The following is a 23,093-nucleotide window of genomic DNA, read 5'->3' on the forward strand; positions in this document are numbered from 1 at the left end:
TAAGCCGATCTCCCCGCAAAGTGGCGGCAAAGAAGAAACCAGGATGTAACCAAGAACCCCCTGTCACGCTACGCGCGTTGACCCTAGGCTGCGCCGGAACGTGGTGACCTTCTCAGCCGACACACAGGGGGGCTCATGCCAGCCACAACCCAGCCCGACCGCCCGCGCAGACGCCGTACCGCGGCACTCCTCGCCGCCACCGTGAGCCTCGCCACGGCGGGTGCGCTGGCCGCCGCGCTCCCCGCCGACGCGCACGGCAACCCCGGCGGCCAGGGGCACAAGCCCAGCCGCTACCAGGACGTACAGCTCCTGTCCTTCAACGACCTGCACGGCAACCTGGAGCCCCCGTCCGGTTCCTCCGGCCGGGTCACCGAGCTCCAGGCGGACGGCACGACGAAGACGATCGACGCGGGCGGTGTCGAGTACCTCGCCACGCACCTGCGCGACGCCCGCAAGGGCAACCCGTACTCGATCACCGCGGCCGGCGGCGACATGGTCGGCGCGTCCCCGCTGATCTCGGGCCTGTTCCACGACGAGCCGACCATCGAGGCCCTCAACAAGCTTGATCTGGACGTCACTTCGGTCGGCAACCACGAGTTCGACGAGGGCGCCAAGGAGCTGGCCCGCCTCCAGAACGGCGGCTGCCACCCCACCGAGGGCTGCTACACGGACAAGAAGTTCAAGGGCGCCGACTTCCCCTACCTCGCGGCCAACGTCCTCGACGAGAAGACCAAGAAGCCGATCCTGAAGCCCTATTGGGTGTGGAAGAAGAACGGCGTCAAGGTCGGCTTCATCGGCGTCACGCTGGAGGGCACCCCGGGCATCGTCTCCGCGGACGGCGTCAAGGGCCTCCAGTTCAAGGACGAGGTCGAGACGATCAACAAGTACGCCAAGGAGCTGCAGAAGCAGGGCGTCAAGTCGATCGTCGCGCTGATCCACGAGGGCGGCTTCCCGGCCTCCGCGTCCTACAACTACGACTGCGACGCGTCCGGCGGCGGCTCCGGCATCTCCGGCCCGATCGTCGACATCGCGAAGAACGTCACCCCGGCGGTCGATGCGCTCGTCACGGGCCACACCCACAACGCGTACGTCTGCACGATCAATGACCCAAGTGGCCAGCCCCGTATGGTCACTTCGGCGGCCTCCTTCGGCCGCCTCTACACGGACACCACGCTGACGTACGACCGTAAGACGGGCGACATCGCGCGTACGGCGGTCAAGTCGGCGAACCACGTGGTCACCCGCACCGTGCCCAAGGCCGCCGACCTGACCGCGCTGATCGGCAAGTGGAACACCCTCGCGGCCCCCATCGGCAACCGCGCGATCGGCTACATCTCCGGGGACGTCAACAACACCGGCACCGAGTCCCCGATGGGCGACCTCATCGCGGACGCCCAACTCGCGTACGGCAAGAAGCTGGACCCGGAGACCGACCTCGCGCTGATGAACCCGGGCGGGGTGCGGGCGGGGCTCACCTATGCGGCCAAGGGCAGTGAGGGTGACGGCGTGGTGACGTACGCCGAGGGCTTCACGGTGCAGCCGTTCGCGAACACGGTGAACCTCCAGGACTTCACCGGCGCCCAGGTGATCCAGGCGCTCAAGGAACAGGTGAGCGGCACGAACACGGCGGCGCCGAAGGTGCTCCAGGTGTCGTCCGGGCTGACCTACACGCTGGACCTGACGAAGACCGGCGCGGACCGGGTGGTCATCGACTCGATCAAGCTCAACGGTTCCGCCATCGACCCGGCGGCCACGTACCGCGTCGCGACGAACAGCTTCCTCGCGGGCGGCGGTGACGGTTTCACGACGCTGGGGCAGGGCACCGGTGACCTGGTCGGCACGGACGACCTGACCGCGCTGGCGGACTACCTGACGGCGAACTCGTCGGCGACGACCCCGATCACGCCTCCGGCGGCGAACCGGATCAACATCGTGCAGTAACCCATCCCTGACCCATCCCTGACGAGGGGCCCGGAGCCGCAGGTCGGCGCCGGGCCCCTTCCGTTTTCCCGTTTTAAATTCTGTGTAAGGACGGGTTCAGTTCCGCAAAGTCCATAAGAATCTTCCACAGGGATTGCTCAGGAAGGTCTAAGCAGAAAAGGCTTTTCCTGCGTCAGAAGTCCAGTAGTGTTTTCCATGTCGAAAGCGAACAGCGCAAACGACAAGAAGACGCAAGAGAACGCAAGAGACGAAGGAGAGCACGATGAGCTTCCACAAGATCGCCCCGGTGAAGAAGACCCGCAAGCCCGCTCCGGCGCCCAAGAAGGCCCCGAAGAAGCACGTCCCGGCCCCGAAGCGTCGCCCGGTCGGCCACAAGTAGCCCGTCCGGCCAGCCGCAATAAACCGCAGATAAGAATTCCCAGGGAGGGAAATAAATCATGAGCTTCAACAAGATTCACCCCATCAAGCAGACCCGCAAGCCGGCCCCGGCCCCCAAGAAGCCCGCACCGAAGAAGCCCGCCCCGAAGCGTCGCCCGGTCGCCCACAAGGGCTGACAAAGAATTTACAGGCGTAATTCAGAAGTAAATCAAAGGCAGTTGCAGCAGATCGGTAGAGGAACTGTTGCAGAACCGCAGCAGAGCCGGCAGTAGCCGCGACAGAGAGGGACACAGACATGAGCTTCCACAAGATCGCCCCGGTCAAGAAGGCCCACAAGCCCGCCCCGGCGCCGAAGAAGAAGCCTTCGAAGAAGCCGGCGGCGGCCCCGAAGCGTCGCCCCGTGGGTCACAAGTAACCCGCAGCCCCGGCCGTAGAAGACCCGTAGCGCCCGCAGCACCACTCGCAGTACCCCACAACGAGCCGCAACACAGCGGCACTTCCAGGGAGGGACCCCACCATGAGCTTCCACAAGATCGCCCCGGTCAAGAAGACCCGCAAGCCCGCCCCGGCGCCCAAGAAGGCCCCGAAGAAGCACGTCCCGGCCCCGAAGCGTCGCCCCGTGGGTCACAAGTAAGCCGCTCGGTCGGCCGTAGAAGACCTGCAGCACCCGCAGCATCACCCGCGGTACTCGCACCACCCGCAGTACCCCACAACTCGCCGCACCAGCGCGGCACTTACCGGGAGGGACCCCGTCATGAGCTTCCACAAGATCGTCCCCGTCAAGAAGCACCGCAAGCCGGCCCCGGCCCCCAAGAAGCCCGCGCCCAAGAAGCCCGCGCCGAAGCGCCCGGTCGCCCACAAGGGCTGATCCCGCACACCGTGAGGCGGGGCCACTGGTTAGCGAGCGAACTCGCTTCGGTGGCCCCGCCTCGGCCACGTCCAGGCCATGGACGCGCATCGGCCACCTATTGAACTCGGCCATCCACTGAACCCGGCCTGCTCTGAAGGGAGTTGTTGACCATGAGGGAAGCCCGTGAGGCCTTCCGCCGTTTCTGGCCGCTGACCCGCGGTGACCGCAAGTGGCTCGCGGTGATCATCGCGTGCGTCGTGGTGTCGGCGCTCTCCGAGACCGCCGCGATCCTGATCTTCGCGGACCTCACCGACAACGCCCTCAAGTCCGGTTCGCTGTCCGACTTCTGGGGCCCGGCCGCGGCCTGGCTCGGCGTCGCCGCGCTCGGCGCGCTCGTCGGCTACTTCGGCAACTCCCTGGCCACCTGGACCGCCGAACGCTTCGTCCTGCGCCTGCGCGCGAACGTCTTCCGGCATGTCCAGGGCCTCCCACCCCACTTCTTCCAGAAGCACCGCCAGGGCGACCTGGTCGAACGCCTCACCGGAGACGTCGAGGCCATCGAGCAGATGGTCGTGTCCGGAGTGGTCGGCACGATCTCGGCAGCGTTCTCCGCGGTCTTCTACGCCTGCGCGGCCCTGTACCTCCGCTGGGACCTGGCCCTGGCCACCTTCGTCCTCGCCCCCCTCTTCCTCATCGCCGCCCGCCGCTTCTCCGGCCGCATCAAGCAGGCCTCGACCGACGAGCGGATCGCGGACGGCGCGATCACGTCCGTGGTCGAGGAGTCCCTCGGCAACGTGGTCCTCACCCAGGCGTACAACCGCCGCCGGGACGAGGAGAAGCGCCTCGACGTGGAAGCCCGCGCGTGGATGAAGGCCTCGGTGCGCGGTGCCCGCCTCAGCGAGATGTACGAGCAGTTCGTGGAGGTCGTGGAGACGCTCTGCGTCCTGGCGGTGATCGGCCTCGGCGTGTGGGAGATCTCCGCCGACCGCATGACCCTCGGCGCACTCCTCGCCTTCGCCGCCTTCATCGGCTACCTCTACCCGCCGGTCCGCAACCTCGGCCAACTCGGCCTCACCCTCACCGCCGCCACGGCCGGCGCCGCCCGTATCAACGAGATCCTGGACGCCACCCCGTCCGTCGGCGACCCCAGCGAACCCGTCCCCGCCTGGCCGGTCCACGGCTGGGTCAGCTTCCACGGCGTGACGTTCCGCTACCCCGGCGCCAACCGCGACTCGGTGAACGAGGTGACGTTCAGGGCGGACCCGGGCGAGCTGGTGATCATCACGGGCGAGAGCGGAGCGGGCAAGTCGACCCTGTCGAAGCTGTTGACGCGTTTCTACGACCCCTCGGCGGGCGTGATCTGCCTGGACGGCGTCCCCCTCCGCGACGTACCCCTCGAATTCCTGCGGGAGAACGTCGCGTTGCTCCCCCAGCAGACCCTCATCCTCAACGGCACGGTCCGCGAGAACATCGAGTGCGGCCGCCCCGGCGCGACGGACGAGGAGATCGAGCGGGCCGCGCGTTCAGCGGCGGCGCACGACTTCATCGCCGCCCTCCCCGAGGGCTACGACACGCAGATCGCCCCCGGCACGGCGGCACTCTCCGGCGGCCAGCTCCAACGGATCGCGATCGCCCGGGCGATGCTCCGCGAGGCCCCGGTCCTGGTCCTGGACGAACCGACGGCCGGCCTCGACTCGGTGGCGGCCCGCCAGGTGATCCAGCCCCTGCGCCGCCTGATGTCCGGCCGTACGACCATCATGATCACCCACGACCTGAGCCTCGCCCCCGACGCGGACCGCATCCTGGTCGTCGAGGGCGGACGCCTGGTGGAGACGGGCAAGCACGCGGAGTTGGTGGCAAGGGGCGGCGCGTATGCGCGACTTGCGGGTCCGCTCCCCGAGATGGCGATCACCGGAACGGGGCGGCATCGTTCGCACCGCTCGCATCGTTCGGAGGACACGATGACCCTGCGCCAGGTCCCGCCGCAGGCACCGGACGAGACGATGATCCTGCGGCTTCCCCTCAAGTAGGCATCATGTAGAGGGAGTTGCACGGAGGCTGTACCCGAGCCCCCGCACGGTGTGGATGAGCCGCGGTTCGCCGCGGCTCTCCAGTTTCCGGCGCAGATACATGACGTACACATCAAGGGTGTTGGACGCGGGCTCGAAGTCGAAGCCCCAGACGTGCCGGTGGATCCGGGACCGGGTGAGCGCGGTGGCCGGATGCCTCAACAGGTACTCCAGCAACAGGAATTCGGTCCGGGTGAGATCGAGGGGCCGCCCGTCCCGGGTGACGACCCGGGTACGCAGATCCATGACGAGATCGTCGAAGACGAGCCGTTCGAGCTCGGCCGGGGGATCGAGGTGGGTCTGCCCCGGGGCGCTACGGCGCAGCAACGCCCGCACCCGCGCAAGGAGTTCCTCGATGGCGAACGGTTTGCTGAGGTAGTCGTCGGCACCGTTGTCGAGGGCGACGATCCGGTCGCCGACCGCGTCCCGCCCGGTGATCATCAGGATCGGCACGGTGGACCCGGAGGCACGGATGCGGCGCGTGGCGGCGAGCCCGTCCAACTCCGGCATGGTGACGTCCATCAGCACGAGGTCGGGTGCGGTGGCGTCGTCCGGTACGCCGACCAGGCCGACCAGATCGAGGACGGTACGCCCGTCTCCCGCGAGGACGGTCTCGTACCCCTCGAATCTGAGCAGCCGACCGAGCCCTTCGCGTACGTCCACGTCGTCGTCGGCAAGCAGGATCTTCCGCGCCATCCGAACACGGTGGGGCGGGGGGCTGTGCCGGGGCTGGCAGGGGGTTATGCGTGGGCTGGGGTTCGGGAGGAGCGCAGGCGGAAGAACGTGACGAGGAGGGCGTAGGCGGCGAGCGGAGCGCCGGGGAGCAGGAGGAAGGCCAGGAGACGGTGACCGTCGTCGACGGACACCGCCCACACCAGATACCCGATGGCGGCGAGGAAGACGAGGATGGCTCCGACGGCCGCTCGCTCCCGGGCCTTGCGGTACACGGCCCGCTCGCGGATACGCACCTCGACCCCCGGGCGCCGCTCCCAGGTCATACCCCGGTGCCGGGCGGCTGCGGTGTGCAGGTCGGCCACCTCGCCCCAGACGTCCGGGAGCTGCCAGTCGTCGAGTTGGCGGAGGTGTGCCCTGCGGCCGTCGTTGTCGTAGAGGAAGGTCAACGACTTGACGTCGGAGCTACGTTGGCCCGGATTGGTCTCTACGCGGAGGTCGTAGATGTCGTGCCAGGCCCACCTGCGCACGCGGAAGGCTCCGCGGGTGGCTACGCCGTCGGCTCCCACGGTGGTGCGTCCCCGTCGCACGGTGAGAATCGCCCAGACAACCAGCATCGCCATGAGCGCCACCGCGAGCAGCCTGTACCGGCCGGGGATGCTGTCGGGCCGCGCCATCTGAAGGGCGAAGTTCCCTTCGACGATGCACAGGCCGGCGAACTTCCCCCGGGACATCTTTCTCCGCCTGCTGTACTCCCGCTCGATCCCACGACCGTCGTCGCGGTCGTCCTCGTCGTCCCCGCCCATCGACCCTCCCCAGAGCCTGTGTTGGGGGCGATCCTAAGGTCGGGAGCTGTGCCGGGCCGGAAGGGGGTGAGCCGGGGTCCGGTTCGCAGGGGCTACGCCAGGAACACGAACGCCGCGAGCGGGGCGAAGACGGCTGCGACGCACACCGCGCCCCATACCTTGCGGTCCCGTGCGCGACGCCGTATTCGGTCCTCCGTGTCGGGCCGGAGTTCCCAGTCCATGCCGCGGTGCAGGGCGGATACGGCGCGCAGGTCGGCGAGTTCGGTGTGGAAGTCGGGGAGTTGCCAGTCGTCGAAATAGGGGAGGCGCGTCCGGCGGCCGTCGTCGGCGAGGAGGGAGAGGCGGCTGTCGTCGTGATCGGAACTGAGGTAACAGGGCTTGCCGTCGGGGGTGTTCCAGGGGAGCAGCCGCAACTGCCGTTCGCCGAGGGTGGTGTGGGGGATGTAGCTGGGGCCGCTGTAGGGGATGCCGTTGGGGGTACTCATGCCCGCACCACCACTCCGTGGATGCGACGGGGTCCGACATCGATGCCGTACACGGCGAGCCAGAGGGCACGTCGCCGCCGCCGTTGCAGTCGCCGTTTGTGTCGAGCGCGACGCTGTGAGGGGAGCAGGGCGTGCACGAGTGCCATCAGCAGTAACTCCCAGATTCCTACGATGTGTTCACTCATACCGGCGCGCTCCTCTGTTCCAACGGTGCGTTGACGAGCGGTGATTACCGTTCGTGCCTCGATGGTCACCGGTGCGGCGTACGCTGCGGAAGAGGGTTGGCGTTGTCTGCGGGCCCAGGCAACGGGGAGGGGTGAAGTGACCGAACAGGTTGACGCGGAGGGCGAGTCGGGGCGCGCGGTGCTGGGACGGACGCTCCGGTATCTGCGCGAGAAGGCGGGGAAGTCGCTCGGGCAGCTGGCGGAGGGCACCGGCTACGACAAGAGCTACCTGAGCCGACTGGAGTCGGGGGAGCGGCTGTCCAAGGTGACGGTGATGGAGGACCTCGACGTCTATTACGAGGCTGGTGACCTGCTCGTCAGTCACTGGAGGGTGGCATGACTGGACGCGTTCATGGACCCGTACAAGCGGTTCATGGCGCTGGAGGCCACGGCTCGGGTGATGTGGAAGTTCGCACCGGCGGTGCCCGGGCTTGTGCAGACCGAGGACTTCGCTCGGGAGGTGTTGTCTGGCGGCTGGACAACAGCTGACGCTGACGAAATGGTCGAGGAGCAGGTGGCGGCACGGCTGGGGCGACAGTACGTCCTACGGCAGAAGCCCGCGCCCGACGTCCGGATCATCATGGACGAGGTGGCGTTCCGGCGCCCCGCTGCGTGCGCGAAGACCTGGCATGACCAGCTGCTTCAGATCGAGGCCGTCGCGATGATGCCCAACGTGACTCTCCAAGTGTTGCCGTTCTCGGCGGGTGTTCACCACCACATGACGCGGTCCCTGACACTGCTCTGGCAGAAGGACGGCAGTGCTGTTGCCTACGAGGAAGGCGACGACTGCAGCCAACTCGACGATGATCCGGGCGATGTTCTGCGACTCCGACTGTCCTACGATCGTCTTCGCGACCTGGCGCTGTCCCCACCGGACTCGCTGGCGTTCATCCGGGCCGTACTGAAGGAGCACCGACGTCATGACGCACACCCCTGACCTCAGCACCGCTGCCTGGCGCAAGTCGAGCTACAGCCAAGGCGGGGACAACAACTGCGTCGAGGTCGCTGACGGCTGCACCGGTCTGGTGCCCGTCCGGGACAGCAAGACCCCGACGAGCCGCCCGCTGGTCTTCACGGCCGAGTCCTGGTTCACGTTCGTGGAGTCGGTCCGAGGTCAGGAGGGCGCATGACGTCCACCCTGGACCTCAGCTCAGCTGCTTGGCGCAAGTCGTCGTACAGCGACGGGGGAGCCAACAACTGTGTCGAGGTCGCCGACAGCTATCCCGGCCTCGTCTCCGGCCGGGACAGTAAGACCCCCGCCGGCCCACCGTTGATCCTCGCCGCCGCGACATGGTCCGGGTTCGTGGACGGAGTCAAGGCTGAGGCGGGCGTGCTCACGTTCGGGTGACCTGGGTCGAAAGACCTGACATCCGCCGCCGCGCCTCCCTCATCGTGGATCTTCCGGTCGAATGGACGGCCGGGAGAGCAACCACTGAGAGGGAACGGGCGAGCCGGTTATGGTCGTAGACACGACGCGTCGAAGGAGGGCACCGGCCATGACTGCTCACGCTGCTGAACCCGAGCCGTCCGTCCCGCCGATGCCCGAGCGGACGCCGAAGGCGCTGCGCAGGGCCATCGCGCAGCACACTCCCGAACTTCTCCCGGACTTCGACGCCCACTGGAAGTGGGCCATCGCCGACGCGTACGACGTAGGTCCCGTGCCCGCGTTCATGGCCCGCTGGTGGGGTGAGTACGCCCTCGCCCGCGACCCCAGGCTGGACGCGCATGTCCGCGATCTCGAACACCGAGCCGCGTACGAGTGCACCGACATCGCCGAGGCCAAGGCCCTTCTCGAAGAGGCGGCGAAGATTCACTACCGGGTCCGAGACCTGGAGCCCGGCGAGTGACCGATGGGTTCATGGGGCCGCCCTGGCAGGCGGACTGGCGAACCGATGCCCTCGCCACCTTCGAGGCACTGCCCGACCACGCTCGTGAGATCGTCCTCGCGGCGCGAGCCGAACTGGTCACCGCGAAGGATCCGTACTTCCGTGGCATCAATGCCGACGCCGGGTTACCCGAGGGCATGAGCGTCATGCCGGGCCGGTCCACCGAACCGAAGGGCCGTCACCTCTGCTTCTTCGACCGTGGAAACGGCTGGCTGAAGTACACCTTCGTCCGCCGAACCGAAGATCCCCAGATCGTGGTCGAAGAGGTCTTCTGGCAAGAACCTGAGCCTCTTGCTCTGCCTCCGGCGGAGGAGTAGCGATGGCAGAGACCACGACCATCCGGGTGTCCCGTTAGACCCGGCACCGTCTCCCCGTAATCGATCTGGGCGCACCTGACGCCCGCGCTGGGCGCCGCACCAGCCTTTCCTCCGGCATCACCGCATCACCACCTCGTCAGGCCGGGACTGTCAGTGCCGGGTGGGAAGCTGCCCGGCATGATTCAACCGAACCCGAAAGCGGACCTTCTCCGGTATCTGCAAGAAGGTCGTGACGCCCTGGTGTGGAAGCTCGACGGCCTCTCGGAGTACGACATCCGCCGTCCGCTGACTCCCACGGGCACGAACCTGTTGGGGCTGGTCAAGCACATCGCCAGCGTGGAACTGGGGTACCTCGGCGACACGTTCGGGCGGCCCTTCTTCGCAGAGGAGCCGCCGCCGTCCTGGTGGTACACCGAGGAGTCGGAGCCCAACTCGGACATGTGGGCCACCGCGGACGAGTCTCGCGAAGACATCGTCGGGCTCTATCACCAGGCCTGGGAGCACTCCGACAGCACGATCGCCGCGCTGCCGCTCGACGCGATCGGTCATGTCCCCTGGTGGCCGACGGAACGCCGAGAGGTGACGCTGAACCACATCCTCGTGCGCGTGATCTCCGACACCCAACGGCACGCCGGTCACGCCGACATCGTGCGCGAGCTCATCGACGGTTCTGTCGGATACCTGCAGGGCAAGGACAACATGCCACCGGGTGACCAGGCGTGGTGGGAGGGCCACCGGGACCGACTGGAGCGCGCGGCGCGGGAAGCCGACGGCTGATCTCGCGCCGCTGCCGACCCCGTTGGCGCCCGCAACGACATGTCCATCCGGTGATCACGGCTCGGGGGTCCATTCGACGGGCGGGGGCTTGCGGCTGTAGCGGGCTCCTCTGGTGCCGTAGTGGGCGAGGTGGAGGGTCTCACCGTCGATCTGGATCTCCGCGGGCGGAGGGTTGGGAACGGAGATCCGCGGGTGGGCGTAGGGGTGGCCTTCGATGAAGAGAGGCTCCCGGTGGCGGTTCCAGCCGTCCGCCCAGCTCTGGGCCTGCTCACGGGACCGCGGGTTCTGCAGGGTCCGCGGGGCGGCCGGGTCGTGGTCGTAACCGTTGAGGCTGCGCACCAGGGCTTCGCTGTAGACACCCTTGACCCGAAAGTTCTCCAGGTCGTCCGCGCGCACGATCATGTTGACGTACCGGCGGCTGTTGCCTCGGTGCCGGCCCACCGCGGGCCAGCGACGGTGGCCCGGGTCCCAGCGGACGGGCGGAAGCCACAACAGGGCACCTGTGCGGAAGTGCTTCGTACCGTGCTGGATGTCGAGGCCGCCCTCGCCGTGCACGGTTTCTCGCGCCACGTTGGCCACCAGGCACCAGCCCAGCAGCCCGTCCGGCGTCTCTTCTTCGGTGGGTTCCGTGTCGGTCACGCCGAGAATCCTGCGGCACGGGACGGGGCGCGAGCCAGCGTTTATCAGCTGAGCCGACCGAAGCGGAACGCGCGCATGCGCTGATCAACCCGCCTCGCTGCATCGCCGGCTCGCTACGACATCTCCGGCGGCGGAGCCGCGGCCGTCCCCGGAATCCGCACCGTCGCCACCGTCCCGCCACCCGGCGCGTGCGCCAACGTCACCTCGCCGCCGGCCTGTTCCACCGTGCGGGCGACGATCGACAGGCCCAGGCCGGAACCGGGAAGCGCGCGTGCCGACGGTGAACGCCAGAACCGGTCGAAGACGTGCGGGAGTTCGTCGGCGGGGATGCCGGGGCCGTGGTCGCGGACGGTGAGGACGCCGCGCGTGAGCTGCACCTCGACCGTGCCGCCCTCGGGGCTGAACTTCACCGCGTTGTCGAGGATGTTGACGATCGCGCGTTCCAGGGCGGACGGCTCCGAGTGGACGAACCACGGCTGGACGTCCGCCGTGATCGTCAACTCCGGGCCGCGCAGGCGGGCTCGGCGCAGGGCCGCTTCCACCGTGTCCTGGAGCGAGACCACCTGGACGCGCTCACCCCGCTGGCCCTCCGAGCGGGACAGTTCCTGCAAGTCGCCGATCAGGGACGCCAGTTCGGTCATCTGCGCCTTCACCGAGGCGAGCAGCGCCTTGCGGTCCGCCGGGGGGATCGGGCGGCCCGTCTCCTCGCTGCGGGTGAGGAGTTCGACGTTCGTACGGAGGGAGGTGAGGGGGGTGCGGAGTTCGTGACCGGCGTCCGCGATGAGTTGTTGTTGCAGCTCGCGGGAGTTGGCGAGGGACGCGGTCATCGAGTTGAAGGACCGGGAGAGGCGGGCCACCTCGTCGTCGCTGTCCTCCTCGACCGGGATACGGATGGTCAAGTCCTCGGTACGGGCTACGTGTTCGACGGCTTCGGTGAGTTTGTCGACGGGGCGGAGACCAGCGCGGGCGACCGCGAGTCCGGCTGCACCGGCGCCGACTACTCCGATGCCGGAGACGAGGAGGAGGATCAGGGCAAGTTCGTTGAGCGTGTTCTGGGTGCTCTTCAGGGGTACGGCGACGACGAGCCCGACGTTGGGTCCGACAGCCCCGGAGGTGGTGGTGCTGGGGGCCACGAAGCGCGTCATCACGCGCACCTCGTTGCCGTCCGTGTCCGTGCCGTTGCGGTAGTAGGCCCGGTTCACGTCCCCCTTCTTGATCTCGTCCTTGTCGGCCTGGGTGACCTTGACGACTCCCGTGGAGTTGTCCTGGACGCAGACCTTTCCCTTTTCCGTGACCACTTGGGCGTAGGCGTTCCGGACGAAGTTGTTGTTGTCGTCCTGCGGAGTCGTCGAGCAGTTGAAGAGGGCGATCTGGACCTGTTGGTTCTGGCCGGGTCCGCGCATCCCCGACCTCGCCAGGTCGGCGTTCAACTGGTCGTACAACTTCCCCTGCACGATGAACCAACAGGTCACCGAAACCGCCGCCACCCCGAACGCCACCGCCGCCGCGACCAGCATCGCCAGCCGCGACCGGATCGGCAGTGTCCGGAACCGGTGCAGGAACCGGTTGAGGACGTTCTTCACTCCGCTCCACCCTGTCGCAACACATACCCCACGCCCCGCACCGTGTGCACAAGCCGGGGCTCGCCCCCTGCCTCGGTCTTCCGGCGCAGGTACATCACATACACATCAAGGGAGTTGGAGGACGGCTCGAAGTCGAAGCCCCAGACCGCCTTCAGGATCTGTTCGCGGGTGAGGACCTGGCGGGGATGCGCCAGGAACATCTCCAGCAGCGTGAACTCCGTGCGGGTCAGCTCGACTTGGCGTCCGTTCCGGGTGACCTCGCGGGTCGCGAGGTCCATCCGGAGGTCGGCGAAGGTCAGGGAGTCGTCCTCGGGCGCGTTCCCGGCGGCGGCCGCCGCCGCGTACGAACTGCGGCGCAGCAACGCCCGTACCCGCGCGAAGAGTTCGTCGAGTTCGAAGGGCTTGACGAGGTAGTCGTCGGCGCCGGCGTCCAGTCCCGTGACGCGGTCACCGACCGTGTCACGGGCCGTCAGCATCAGGATCGGCGTCGTCGTGCCGGCACCCCGCATCCGGCGGGCGGCCGTGAGGCCGTCCATGCGCGGCATCTGGATGTCGAGGACGACCAGGTCGGGCTGGTACGCGGTCGCCTTCTCCAGCGCGTCCGCGCCGTCGACGGCGACCTCGGTGTCGTACCCCTCGAACGCGAGGCTGCGCTGGAGTGCTTCGCGCACAGCCGGCTCGTCGTCCACGATCAGGATGCGCTGGGTGTCACGGTCGCCTTCGGCGGGGCTCATGGGCTGGATTCCTCGGGTGCGGTGGGACGGGGAGACAACGATCGGCTGGTCGCAATCAGCCTCGCATGTTTCCCGGCCGGTGCGTGAAGAGGGGAGGAAGTGAGAAAAAGGGTGAGATCGGCCGCGCCTCGTGGTGAGACCGGTTTCCCTCGGGCCTTCGAGTCGGCCTCCCGGGTCTCCGACTCAGCCCCGCATCGTCTGGAGGCGGTTCAGCGGCACCTTGCGGTGGTGCGGGCGGGCCGCGGTGGTGCGGAGGCCCATGAGTTCCGGTGCCACCTCCGGCGCCCTCGCCGCCGGCGCGTGCAGTTCGTACGCCACCCCGAGGGCCAGGCCGAGACCGGCCGCTCCGGTGTCGGTCACCGTGTGCGAAACCTGCTTGATCATGACGTACTCCCTACTGACCGCTACTGATCACTGATCGCTGAACAACCGATCGCTGGACTACGGACCTAGCTGTCGGAACCGCCCGCCCGCAGCGAAGCCAGGTCCGCCTTGACGGTGTTGATCGGGATGGCGAAGCCGATGCCGATGCTTCCGGCCTCGGTCGACGAGGACGAGGAGTCCGAACTGGACGAGTACATCGCGGAGTTGATGCCGATGATGTTGCCGTTCGCGTCGATCAGGGCGCCGCCGGAGTTGCCGGGGTTGAGGGACGCGTCGGTCTGGATGGCCTTGTACGTCGTGGTCGACGAACCGGTGTCGCCGTTGAACTGCTGGCCGCCGAACTGGAACGGCCACTCACCGCTGCCGCCCGAACCCGAACCCTGGCTCTGGCTCTCGTCGGTCGAGACGGTCACGTCACGGTTCAGGGCGGAGACGATGCCGCTGGTGACCGTGCCGGTCAGCCCCTCGGGGGAGCCGATCGCGACGACCGTGTCGCCGATCTGGACGCCGGCGGAGTTGCCGAGGGTGGCCGCCTTCAGGCCGGAGGCGCCCGACAGCTTGAGGAGCGCGAGGTCCTTCTTGCTGTCGGTGCCGACCACCTTCGCGGTGTACGACTTGCCGTCGCTCGTCTTGACCTTGACGGACGTGGCGCCGGAGATGACGTGGTTGTTGGTGACGACCTCGCCGCCGGCGGTGATGATCACGCCGGCGCCGGTGGAGGAGCCGTTGCTGAGGGTGGCCTCGACCTCGACCACGCTCGGGCTGACGGTCGCCGCGATCGTGGCGACGTCGCCCCGCTTGCTGGAGGGCACGACGGCCGTGGTGGTGCTGGAGGTGGCGACGCTGTCCTTGCCGGTCAACTCCTGGAAGGCGTACGCCGTGCCGCCGCCGACGGCCGCCGCGACGATCGCCACCGCCGCGAGCAGCGCGAGCGGACCCCGCCGCTTCTTCGGCTTGGGCGCCTCGCCCTGTACGTGGGTGAGGAGAGCGGTGTCGCCGCCCCCGTGACCGCCGCTGCCGTCGGCGGCGAGAGCCCCGCCGTCACCGGCGCCGTAGCCGCCGCCGTACGCTCCGCCGTCGGCGCCGAACGCGGCCTGCGGGGCGGGCGAGGGGGCGGGCGTCTGGGCCGCCCACACAGGCTCGGCCTGCTGCACCGGCTGAGCGGACTGCACGGGCTGTGCCTGCTGAACGGGCTGTGCCTGCTGCACCGGCTGGTGGACCGGCGGGGGCGGCCACTCCGGGTTCACGGGAGAAGAGGCGTGCTGCTGCTGGGGGTACGCCTGCGGCTGGTCGCCCTGGGGGGTCTCGTACTCGCCGCTGCGGCGGAAGCTCTCGGTCATGGAACAGAGCCTGTCGCGCGATCATGAGAGGTACCTGAGTCCCCGCTGAGAAGCCCGACAGAACCTCGTATGCCCGATATAAAGACGCCGGATCCCCGGAAACTCGGGGAAACGGGAGGTTGCGGGGGAGTGAGAGCACGGCACGCGCCGGACGAATACTTGTGTGACCCCTGTGCGGCACGTGTGTGCGGTGACAGGTGAGGCCTACGCTCTCCGAGCCGGAGGGGGGCTCCGCGAACAGCGCCGGTACATGCACCGCTCCATGCACCACTGGACAAAAGCATGTCACCGGCCCTGCGTGGTCGCGTCGTACGCCCTTCTCGGGCCCACTACGACACCCACACCAGGAGCCCCGAGTGATACGGATACGTGCCCTGCGCGGCCGGCTGAGACGCCCCGCCACGGCGTTCCCGGCCGCCGCCCTCGCGCTGGCGCTGAGCTGCGCCGGCGTTCTCGCGGCCCAGCCCGCCACCGCGGCCGACGGCCCGACCCCACCGGCGTCCACCACCGCGGCCGACAGCCCGCCCGGACTGCCGTCGGCCACAGCAGCCGCCCTCACCACCACCCCGCAGCACACCGCGCCCGACAAGGAACTGCGCTCCCGAGTCGTCGACGCCGCCCGCACCCAGGCGACCGCCAAGAAGACGGCGACCAAGTCCCCGTACATCATCGGCGGCACGGAGACGACGATCTCCAGCGCGCCCTGGATGGTCCAGCTCGCCTACTACGACGACACGACCGGCGACGGCTACTTCTGCGGCGGCACCCTCGTCGCCCCGAACAAGGTCCTCACCGCCGCGCACTGCGTCGCGGGCCTGGACTGGACGAAGAACGGCGCTGTCCTGGCCGGCGCGACCGGCCTGTACGACGACACGTCCGGCACGGTCACGGGCGTCCTGCACCAGTGGAACCACCCGCGCTTCAACGCCGACACCGCCCAGAACGACATCGCGGTCCTCACCCTGGACCGCCCCCTGGACCAGCAGTGGATGCGCCTGGCCTACCTGAACGACCTCGGGTACGTCACCCCGGGCGCGCAGGCCACGGTCTACGGCTGGGGCCTGACCTCCGGCACCGGCACCGAGCTCTCCGCGAACCTGAAGAAGGCCACGCTGCCGATCGTCGACGACGCGACCTGCGACAGCGCGATGAAGTCGGTCCTCGGGGACGACGAATTCATCGAGGGCTCGATGTTCTGCGCGGGCACCCCCGCCTCCGGCGCCGACGAGGGCACCACCAGCCCCTGCAACGGCGACTCCGGCGGCCCGGTGATCGTCGACAACAAGGTCATCGGCATCGTCTCCTGGGGCGTGGCCGGCTGCACCGCCAAGGGCGCCTACCCGGTCTTCACCAAGGTCGGCTCCTACGCCTGGGCCGCCCAGCCGCGCATCGACGACACCGACCTGTCCTACGACGGCCGCGCCGACCTGCTCGGCCGTACGCCCTCGGGCGGCCTGTTCCAGCAGGACAGCAAGGGCACCTCGCTCGCGCAGCGCGCCTACCAGGGCAACGGCTGGCAGACGGCGAGTTGGGTCCTTCAGGCCGACCTGGACCGGGACTACTACCAGGACCTGATCGTCCGCGACGCGACGGACGGCAAGCTGTGGCGCGACTACGTGGACCACGCCACCGGCGAGTACACGTGGAAGCAGATCACCTCGGTGTGGGGCGGCTACAAGTCGTACGCGATCCCCGGCGACCTGACCGGTGACGCCCGCCCCGACCTGGTCGCGGTGGATGCCGACGGCTCGGTCTACCTCTACCCGGGCAAGGGCAACGGCGAGTTCTACGGCAAGGTCAAGGTCGTCGACAAGGCGTGGAAGAACGTCAGGATCTTCGGCCACGGCGACCTGACCGGCGACGGCCGCGCCGACCTCCTGGTCCGCAACTCCTCCGGTGTCCTCTACCTCTACGCGGGCACCCAGGTCGAGCACACCCCGTGGAAGACCCGCGTCCAGGCCCGCACCGGCTGGAACTTCACCTCGTACGTCGCCAACGGTGACGTCACGGGAGACGGCATCGCGGATGTCATCACCCGCGACTCGGGCGGCACGCTGTGGCTCTATCCGGGCACCAACAAGGCGACGACGGCCCTCTTCGGGACGCGGATCAAGCTGGGCACGGGCTACAACCAGTACAACCTGCTGTTCTGAACCGAACCCCGTAGCAGTGGTACGGCGGTCCTGCTCAGCCCTCCCAGCCGAAGGGCTCAGCCCTCGCAGCTCAAGGGCTTCAGCCCTCGCAGCCGCAGGACTGCCGTGTCACCAGCCGCGACGGAAACACCTTGAGCCGCTCGCGCCGCGACCCCGCGACCCGCAGGCCGTCGTCCAGGACGAGGTCCACGGCCGCGCGGGCCATGGCCGGGCGGTCCGAGGCGATCGTCGTCAGCTTCGGGTCGGCCAGGGCCGCTTCCTTGATGTCGTCGAAGCCGATGACACCCAGCTCGCGCGGTACGTCGATACGCAGCTCGCGCGCGGCCCGCAGCAGGCCGATCGCCTGGTCGTCGGTGGAGCAGAAGATCGCGGGGGGACGGCGGGGCCCGGCGAGGATGCCGAGGGCGACCTGGTAGGCGTCGTAGCGGTTGTACGGCGCTTCGAAGAGGCGCCCCTCGGTCGGCAGACCGGCCTCGGTCATCGCGCGCCGCCAGCCCTCGACGTGGTCGGAGACCGGGTCACCGACGGCCGGCGTCTCCGCCGTACCGCCCATACAGGCGACGTATTCGTAGCCGTGCTCAAGGAGATGGCGGACGGCGACCTGGGCGCCGCCCAGGTCGTCCGTGACGACCGCCACGTCGTCGATCGCCTCGGGGCGTTCATGGAGGAGCACGACGCGGGCGTCCCAGGCCTCGATCTCCGCGGCGGCGTTGTCGTTCAGCGCGTGGCTGACGAGGACCAGCCCGGAGACTCGCATACCGAGGAAGGCACGCAGATAGTGGACCTCACGCTCGGCGATGTAGTCGGAGTTCCCGACCAGCACCATCTTTCCGCGCTCGGACGCGGCCTGTTCGACCGCGTGCGCCATCTCCCCGAAGAAGGGCTGGCGCGCGTCCGGCACGATCAGGCCTATGAGGTCCGTACGCCGCGACGCCATGGCCTGTGCCACCCGGTCGGGCCGGTACCCCAGTTCCTTGATCGCGGCGAGGACACGCTCGCGCGTGGCCGGGGCAACCGGCCGGGGTCCGTTGTTGATGACATAGCTGACGACGGCAGTCGACGTCCCTGCCAGTCGCGCTACATCATCCCGAGTCACCTTGGCCACGCGCGGAGTCTACGCGGATGGACCCGCTCTGGGCAGGGCGTATCGAAGCTTCTCTCAGCTTCCGCACACCTTCCGGTGCACAAGTGCTGCCCTGCCCAGACGCGGACTATGCCTCGGCCGGGATCTCGGCGGCGTCCAGGGCGGCCGAATCGGCCGTACCGTCCGCATCCTCCGGCTTTGCCTCGGCGAGAGCGGTGCTCGCCTTGAGCTTCGCCTCCTCGCCGCCGCGGTCGCCCTTCTCCGGGGTGACGAATCGATAACCGACGTTGCGGACGGTCCCGATCAGCGACTCGTGCTCGACGCCGAGCTTCGCGCGCAGCCGTCGTACGTGGACGTCGACCGTGCGCGTACCGCCGAAGTAGTCGTAGCCCCAGACCTCCTGGAGCAGCTGGGCGCGCGTGAAGACGCGGCCCGGGTGCTGGGCGAGGTACTTGAGGAGCTCGAACTCCTTGAAGGTCAGGTCGAGGACCCGGCCCTTGAGCTTGGCGGAGTACGTCGCCTCGTCCACGGAGAGATCGCCGTTGCGGATCTCCATGGGGGAGTCGTCGTTGACGATCTGCTGGCGGCCCATGGCCAGGCGCAGCCGGGCCTCGACCTCGGCCGGTCCGGCCGTGTCGAGCAGGACGTCGTCGATGCCCCAGTCGGCGGTGACGGCGGCGAGGCCGCCCTCGGTGACGACGAGGATGAGCGGACAGCCCGGACCGGTGGACCGGAGGAGCTGACACAGGCTGCGGACCTGAGGCAGGTCACGGCGGCCGTCGATCAGGATGACGTCGGCACCTGGGGTGTCGACGAGAGCGGGGCCTTCCGCCGGTGCCACGCGCACGTTGTGCAGCAGCAGGCCAAGGGCCGGAAGCACCTCCGTAGACGGCTGGAGGGCATTGGTCAGGAGCAGCAGAGAACTCATATGTCTGGTTCCTCCTCGGTCCCTGCGAGGACGTATGCGGCACTGCGGCATTGCGGCGATGCTCTGTGATCCCGGGGGCTCTGTATCGCCCACGGTCACCTGCGGTTTCCCGTGGCGTACCGCTTCGTATACAACGCTCCCGGAAGCACAAAAGGACCCGGGGGCTTCGCTGCCCGAGTCCTCTGTCGAGCAGAATAGCCCACATGAGCGCTGGTACGGCAGGTCATGTGGCACGATCCACCGTTCGTCCGAACTCTGAGACGATCAGACGTACACCTTTGCGGACGTTTCTGCACACCGACGACGGGGTGACGATCGATTCCGTATACGAACCGGGGGCGCCCGTATACGACGCCTCCCGGTCACCTTCCGGTGATCCGGTGTTCGTCGTGGCGCACGGTTTCACGGGCGATGTGGACAAGCCACATGTACGGCGGGTTGCCGAGGCGTTCGCGCAGTACGGGGCCGTGGTCACCTTCTCCTTCCGGGGCCACGGCGCCTCCGGCGGACGGTCCACCGTCGGCGACCGCGAGGTCCTCGATCTGGCCGCGGCGGTCGCCTGGGCGCGCGAGCAGGGGCACGCGCGCGTGGTCACCGTCGGCTTCTCGATGGGCGGTTCGGTGGTGCTGCGGCACGCGGCGCTCTACGGCTCCCAGGCGCACGCCGACGGCCGGAGGCGCGAGGGGCGCACGGAAGCGCACACGGACGCGGTGGTTTCCGTGAGTGCGCCGGCCCGCTGGTACTACAGAGGGACGGCCCCGATGCGCAAGCTGCACTGGCTGGTGACCCGCCCCGAGGGCCGCATGGTCGGTCGCTACGGCCTCAACACCCGTATCGAGCGCAGGGGTTGGGACCCGGTCCCGCTTTCCCCGGTGGAGTCGGTCCCGCGCATCGCGCCGACCCCGCTCCTCATCGTGCACGGCGACCGCGACGGCTACTTCCCCGTCGACCACCCCCGGATGCTGGCCGAAGCCGCCGGTGACCGCGCCGAACTCTGGCTGGAGCCGGGCATGGGCCACGCCGAACACGCGGCCACCGACGACCTGCTGGCCCGCATCGGTCGCTGGGGCAGTTCACAGGACGGCTAGCCTGACGGGTGTTGACGCCCGATCCGTCGACACCGATCTACTGAGGAAGCAAGCACATGCCAAAGGTCACGGTGCGCTACTGGGCCGCCGCGAAGGCCGCGGCCGGCATCGCCGAGGAGCCGTACGACGCGGCCACCCTCGCCGAGGCCCTCACCGCCGTCCGCGAGCGACACCCCGGGGAACTCGCCCGCGTACTGCTGCGATGCTCGTTCCTCGTCGACGGTGACCCCGTGGGCACCCGCGGACATGAGACGGTACGGCTGGCCGAGGGCGGCACGGTCGAGGTGCTCCCGCCGTTCGCAGGAGGATGAGCGAAGCGATGAGCAACCAACCGTATGAGGGCCCGTACGAAGGCCAGTACCAGGGCTACGACGGGAACCACGACCCCTACGCCCAGCAGCACCAGCAGCCGCAGGCACCCGCACCCGCACAGGCACCCGCGCAGGCGTGGCCAGGGCACCAGCAGGCGTACGACGATCCGCAGGGCGCCCAGCAGTACACCCAGCAGTGGCAGGGCCAGACCTGGGACACCCAGGTCCAGCAGACCAGGCCCGCCGCGTCCGACCTGGCGTACTTCCCGCCGCAGAACTACCAAGCGGCGGCGCAGAGTCACGACCCCCAAGCCCAGCCCCCCAGACCCGAGGCCCCCGAGGCACAGGCACCCGCCGGCGACGGCTACGGCCCGCCCTCCCTCGCCGGCAACGCCCGCATCACGGACGCCCAGCGGGCCCGGCTCGAGGGCCGTTCGCCGATCATCGAACCCGGGATGCAGCCGGCCGGCCTCACCGCCGTACTGGCGCTGCTCCTCTCCGTCACCGCGCAGATCGGGTCGTACGCCCTCGTCGTACCCCTGGTCGTCCTCCAGGCGGTGACGGCCGCGGGCTGGTTCCGGCTGAACGGGATGTGGCCCGCGCGGCAGGGCATCGCGCTGGCCTTCGCGGGGGCGCTCGTCGCGGACGTGGCGCTGCTCGCGGCCGGGCGGGAGAACGGTCCCGCCGCGATCCTCGGCACCCTGGGTGTCTGGGTCCTGCTCTCCCTCGTCATGCAACTGCGCTCGCACGCCGACCCGGACACCCGGATCACGAGCCTGATGGCGACGGTCGCCTCGGCGGCCCTGGCCATCCTCGCGGCCGGTCACCTCGCCGCCGAGCCGGACGCGGTGACGGTCGGCGCGGCGGCGGTCGCGGTGGCGATCCTGGCCCGCGCGCTGCCGCTGCCGACCGTGGCCTCCGTCATCGTCTCGCTGCTCGCCGCCGCCGGTGCGGGGATCGCGGTCGGCGGGATGACGGGCATGGGCGCGAAGGGCGCGCTGCTCGGCGCGGGCGCGGCGGTCTGCGCGCTCATCGGCCACCGGGTGGCGAGCTACGACTACCCGTCCCGCTTCGTCCACTTCACGGCCGGTGTGGCCCTCCCGCTCGCCGCGGCGGCACCCGCGGTGTACCTGCTGGGACGGGCGCTGGTGTAGCCAACATGTGGCCAAGTGCCGTGCCGCGGGCGGTAGTTAAAAGCTCCGTGGCAGTTGTCTGAGACAGTTGAGAGCACTGTCACAGGTGATCGACAATTTCCCGGTGCACGCGTCTCACGGGACTACTCTCGCGCTCAGCGGCCACCCGGTCGTAGTACCGCTGTCGTCGAGGACCGCCTAGGTGGGGAACACCGCATGCGCGCGCTGCGAATACTTCTGATCGTCGTCGTGATTCTGGGAGGGCTCTTCGTCATCGCCGACCGGGTGGCGGTGCACTTCGCCGAGCAGGAGGTGGCGGACCGGGTGAAGACGTCGGAGAACCTGGCCACCACCCCGGACGTCTCCATCAAGGGCTTCCCCTTCCTCACCCAGATCGCCTTCGGGGACCTGGACGAGGTCGAGATCGGCATCAAGAGCTACGAGGCGCCCACCGGCAACACGACCGGCGGCGCCACCACGATCCGCATCGACGACCTCAAGGCCCATATGAAGGGCGTGAAGCTGTCGCTCAGCGGCAACACCGCCTCGTCGGCCACGGCGACCAGCGCGACCGGCACCGCGAGCATCTCCTACGACCAGTTGCTCAAGGCCGCCAAGTCCGCGCCGACGCCCGTCTTCACCGGCGTCACGGCCCAGATCGTCGGCCTCTCCGACGGCGGCGACGGCAAGATCAAGGCCGACATGAAGGTCACGGTCACGGGAATCGGGACGACCACGTACCCGGTGCTCAGCACGGTCACCGTCGACGGCAACACGGTGAAGGTGCACGCGGACAACCTGCCCAAGCTGGTGGTCAACCTCGCCGACTCCCGCGTCCGCTCGATCACCGACTTCCAGCAGACGATCAGCGAACTGCCGGGCGGGGTGAAGCTGGACAGTGTGCGGGCCGCGCAGGGCGGTGTGGACATCAAGGTGAAGGGTTCGAACGTCGACCTGGCCGGGTAGGACGGGTCGGGGCGCCGGTTCCGGGTGGACGACGGGCGTCCGAGGGGCGTCCGAGGGGCGAGACGCCCGTGTCCGTACGGCAGTGCTGTTAACGGCTTCCGGCCCCCGGATTCCCCGCCGTGGCGCGTCCGTCGGCTGGCTTGTCTCACATCCCGGACGATCGCGTCTCAAAATACGACACACCGGTGACATGCCGCGCGATCCGTCCCTACGATCGACCCTATGAGGCAACAGGCGGATCTCACGAAGCGGCGGGCAGTGGACCTGTGCCGCGTCGCCGCCATGCTCTGTCGCACTTTCTGAGCGGAAGCGCAGACTTCCGCGTTCCCCCGTGCCCTTGACCCT

Annotated in this window: 26 protein-coding genes; 15 read left to right on the forward strand and 11 right to left on the reverse strand. The window is 68.8% G+C overall.

Features of this window, described 5'->3' with window-relative positions; translation table 11 throughout:
* Positions 1 to 135 precede the first annotated feature (135 nt).
* Positions 136 to 1,941 (forward strand): bifunctional metallophosphatase/5'-nucleotidase, encoded by a 1,806-nt coding sequence (locus SPR02S_RS49640; protein ID WP_019064529.1) that lies wholly within the window; start codon positions 136 to 138, stop codon positions 1,939 to 1,941.
* A 1,398-nt stretch (positions 1,942 to 3,339) separates the two neighbouring features.
* Entirely contained in the window at positions 3,340 to 5,199 is a 1,860-nt protein-coding gene (locus SPR02S_RS58190) for an ABC transporter ATP-binding protein (protein WP_019064534.1), read from the forward strand.
* A 3-nt stretch (positions 5,200 to 5,202) separates the two neighbouring features.
* Here SPR02S_RS58190 and SPR02S_RS49675 read toward each other — a convergent pair whose 3' ends face one another.
* From SPR02S_RS49675 to SPR02S_RS61295, 4 genes are all read right to left on the reverse strand, one after another.
* Positions 5,203 to 5,934, reverse strand: coding sequence for a response regulator transcription factor (locus SPR02S_RS49675; protein WP_019064535.1), 732 nt, complete (start codon positions 5,932 to 5,934; stop codon positions 5,203 to 5,205).
* Positions 5,935 to 5,978: 44 nt separating this feature from the next.
* The gene (locus SPR02S_RS59380) at positions 5,979 to 6,716 is read right to left on the reverse strand and encodes a PH domain-containing protein (RefSeq protein WP_019064536.1); all 738 of its coding nucleotides are present in this window, start codon (positions 6,714 to 6,716) and stop codon (positions 5,979 to 5,981) included.
* 92 nt (positions 6,717 to 6,808) lie between these two features.
* The gene (locus tag SPR02S_RS58200; RefSeq protein WP_019064537.1) at positions 6,809 to 7,201 is read right to left on the reverse strand and encodes a hypothetical protein; all 393 of its coding nucleotides are present in this window, start codon (positions 7,199 to 7,201) and stop codon (positions 6,809 to 6,811) included.
* Positions 7,198 to 7,386 carry a hypothetical protein gene (locus SPR02S_RS61295; protein ID WP_078623243.1) on the reverse strand — a complete coding sequence of 63 codons (189 nt, stop codon included), beginning with the start codon at positions 7,384 to 7,386 and terminating at the stop codon, positions 7,198 to 7,200. Before SPR02S_RS61295 ends, SPR02S_RS58200 begins: the two co-directional genes overlap by 4 nt.
* A 136-nt stretch (positions 7,387 to 7,522) precedes the next feature.
* Here SPR02S_RS61295 and SPR02S_RS66015 point away from each other — a divergent pair, with 136 nt between their 5' ends.
* From SPR02S_RS66015 to SPR02S_RS49715, 7 genes are all read left to right on the forward strand, one after another.
* Positions 7,523 to 7,765 carry a helix-turn-helix domain-containing protein gene (locus SPR02S_RS66015; RefSeq protein ID WP_019064538.1) on the forward strand — a complete coding sequence of 81 codons (243 nt, stop codon included), beginning with the start codon at positions 7,523 to 7,525 and terminating at the stop codon, positions 7,763 to 7,765.
* 33 nt (positions 7,766 to 7,798) lie between these two features.
* The gene (locus tag SPR02S_RS58205; protein ID WP_306305771.1) at positions 7,799 to 8,362 is read left to right on the forward strand and encodes a DUF5753 domain-containing protein; all 564 of its coding nucleotides are present in this window, start codon (positions 7,799 to 7,801) and stop codon (positions 8,360 to 8,362) included.
* A complete protein-coding gene (locus SPR02S_RS49695; RefSeq protein ID WP_019064540.1) occupies positions 8,346 to 8,555 on the forward strand; it encodes a DUF397 domain-containing protein in 210 nt (69 codons plus the stop codon). Before SPR02S_RS58205 ends, SPR02S_RS49695 begins: the two co-directional genes overlap by 17 nt.
* Positions 8,552 to 8,773, forward strand: coding sequence for a DUF397 domain-containing protein (locus SPR02S_RS49700; RefSeq protein ID WP_019064541.1), 222 nt, complete (start codon positions 8,552 to 8,554; stop codon positions 8,771 to 8,773). The genes SPR02S_RS49695 and SPR02S_RS49700 overlap by 4 nt, the downstream gene beginning before the upstream one ends.
* Before the next feature lie 148 nt (positions 8,774 to 8,921).
* Positions 8,922 to 9,272: a hypothetical protein gene (locus SPR02S_RS49705; RefSeq protein ID WP_019064542.1), complete on the forward strand. Its 351-nt coding sequence runs from the start codon at positions 8,922 to 8,924 to the stop codon at positions 9,270 to 9,272.
* Positions 9,269 to 9,628 carry a hypothetical protein gene (locus SPR02S_RS49710; protein ID WP_019064543.1) on the forward strand — a complete coding sequence of 120 codons (360 nt, stop codon included), beginning with the start codon at positions 9,269 to 9,271 and terminating at the stop codon, positions 9,626 to 9,628. Before SPR02S_RS49705 ends, SPR02S_RS49710 begins: the two co-directional genes overlap by 4 nt.
* A gap of 177 nt (positions 9,629 to 9,805) precedes the next feature.
* A complete protein-coding gene (locus SPR02S_RS49715) occupies positions 9,806 to 10,405 on the forward strand; it encodes a DinB family protein (protein ID WP_019064544.1) in 600 nt (199 codons plus the stop codon).
* Between the two features lie 54 nt (positions 10,406 to 10,459).
* Here SPR02S_RS49715 and SPR02S_RS49720 read toward each other — a convergent pair whose 3' ends face one another.
* The 5 genes from SPR02S_RS49720 to SPR02S_RS49740 form a co-directional block, all read right to left on the reverse strand.
* Complete coding sequence (locus SPR02S_RS49720; protein ID WP_019064545.1) at positions 10,460 to 11,044, reverse strand: hypothetical protein; 585 nt, start codon at positions 11,042 to 11,044, stop codon at positions 10,460 to 10,462.
* Between the two features lie 113 nt (positions 11,045 to 11,157).
* The gene (locus SPR02S_RS49725; RefSeq protein ID WP_052347196.1) at positions 11,158 to 12,561 is read right to left on the reverse strand and encodes a sensor histidine kinase; all 1,404 of its coding nucleotides are present in this window, start codon (positions 12,559 to 12,561) and stop codon (positions 11,158 to 11,160) included.
* Between the two features lie 62 nt (positions 12,562 to 12,623).
* A complete protein-coding gene (locus tag SPR02S_RS49730) occupies positions 12,624 to 13,361 on the reverse strand; it encodes a response regulator transcription factor (RefSeq protein ID WP_019064547.1) in 738 nt (245 codons plus the stop codon).
* 183 nt (positions 13,362 to 13,544) lie between these two features.
* On the reverse strand, positions 13,545 to 13,745 hold the full coding sequence (locus SPR02S_RS49735; RefSeq protein ID WP_019064548.1) for a hypothetical protein: 201 nt from the start codon (positions 13,743 to 13,745) through the stop codon (positions 13,545 to 13,547).
* 65 nt (positions 13,746 to 13,810) lie between these two features.
* Positions 13,811 to 15,085, reverse strand: a complete 1,275-nt coding sequence (locus SPR02S_RS49740) for a S1C family serine protease (protein WP_019064549.1) — start codon at positions 15,083 to 15,085, stop codon at positions 13,811 to 13,813.
* A gap of 356 nt (positions 15,086 to 15,441) precedes the next feature.
* On the opposite strand from SPR02S_RS49740, the gene SPR02S_RS49745 reads away from it, so the two are divergent.
* Positions 15,442 to 17,238, forward strand: coding sequence for a trypsin-like serine protease (locus SPR02S_RS49745; RefSeq protein WP_019064550.1), 1,797 nt, complete (start codon positions 15,442 to 15,444; stop codon positions 17,236 to 17,238).
* A 79-nt stretch (positions 17,239 to 17,317) separates the two neighbouring features.
* Here the strand turns inward: SPR02S_RS49745 and SPR02S_RS49750 are convergent, their stop codons facing one another.
* Positions 17,318 to 18,343: a LacI family DNA-binding transcriptional regulator gene (locus SPR02S_RS49750; RefSeq protein WP_026151620.1), complete on the reverse strand. Its 1,026-nt coding sequence runs from the start codon at positions 18,341 to 18,343 to the stop codon at positions 17,318 to 17,320.
* A 106-nt stretch (positions 18,344 to 18,449) separates the two neighbouring features.
* Positions 18,450 to 19,250 (reverse strand): winged helix-turn-helix transcriptional regulator, encoded by an 801-nt coding sequence (locus SPR02S_RS49755; protein WP_019064552.1) that lies wholly within the window; start codon positions 19,248 to 19,250, stop codon positions 18,450 to 18,452.
* Positions 19,251 to 19,453: 203 nt separating this feature from the next.
* On the opposite strand from SPR02S_RS49755, the gene SPR02S_RS49760 reads away from it, so the two are divergent.
* The 5 genes from SPR02S_RS49760 to SPR02S_RS66390 all read left to right on the forward strand — a co-directional run bounded on the left by SPR02S_RS49760 (position 19,454) and on the right by SPR02S_RS66390 (position 23,051).
* Complete coding sequence (locus SPR02S_RS49760) at positions 19,454 to 20,338, forward strand: alpha/beta hydrolase (protein WP_026151621.1); 885 nt, start codon at positions 19,454 to 19,456, stop codon at positions 20,336 to 20,338.
* Positions 20,339 to 20,394: 56 nt separating this feature from the next.
* Complete coding sequence (locus tag SPR02S_RS49765; protein ID WP_019064554.1) at positions 20,395 to 20,649, forward strand: MoaD/ThiS family protein; 255 nt, start codon at positions 20,395 to 20,397, stop codon at positions 20,647 to 20,649.
* Between the two features lie 8 nt (positions 20,650 to 20,657).
* Positions 20,658 to 21,803, forward strand: a complete 1,146-nt coding sequence (locus tag SPR02S_RS49770) for a hypothetical protein (protein WP_019064555.1) — start codon at positions 20,658 to 20,660, stop codon at positions 21,801 to 21,803.
* Between the two features lie 195 nt (positions 21,804 to 21,998).
* Entirely contained in the window at positions 21,999 to 22,748 is a 750-nt protein-coding gene (locus SPR02S_RS49775) for an LmeA family phospholipid-binding protein (protein WP_019064556.1), read from the forward strand.
* Between the two features lie 222 nt (positions 22,749 to 22,970).
* Entirely contained in the window at positions 22,971 to 23,051 is an 81-nt protein-coding gene (locus SPR02S_RS66390) for a putative leader peptide (protein WP_353963781.1), read from the forward strand.
* The last annotated feature ends 42 nt before the right edge of the window (positions 23,052 to 23,093 follow it).

Source organism: Streptomyces prunicolor NBRC 13075, assembly GCF_000367365.1.
Taxonomy (GTDB): Bacteria; Actinomycetota; Actinomycetes; order Streptomycetales; family Streptomycetaceae; genus Streptomyces; species Streptomyces prunicolor.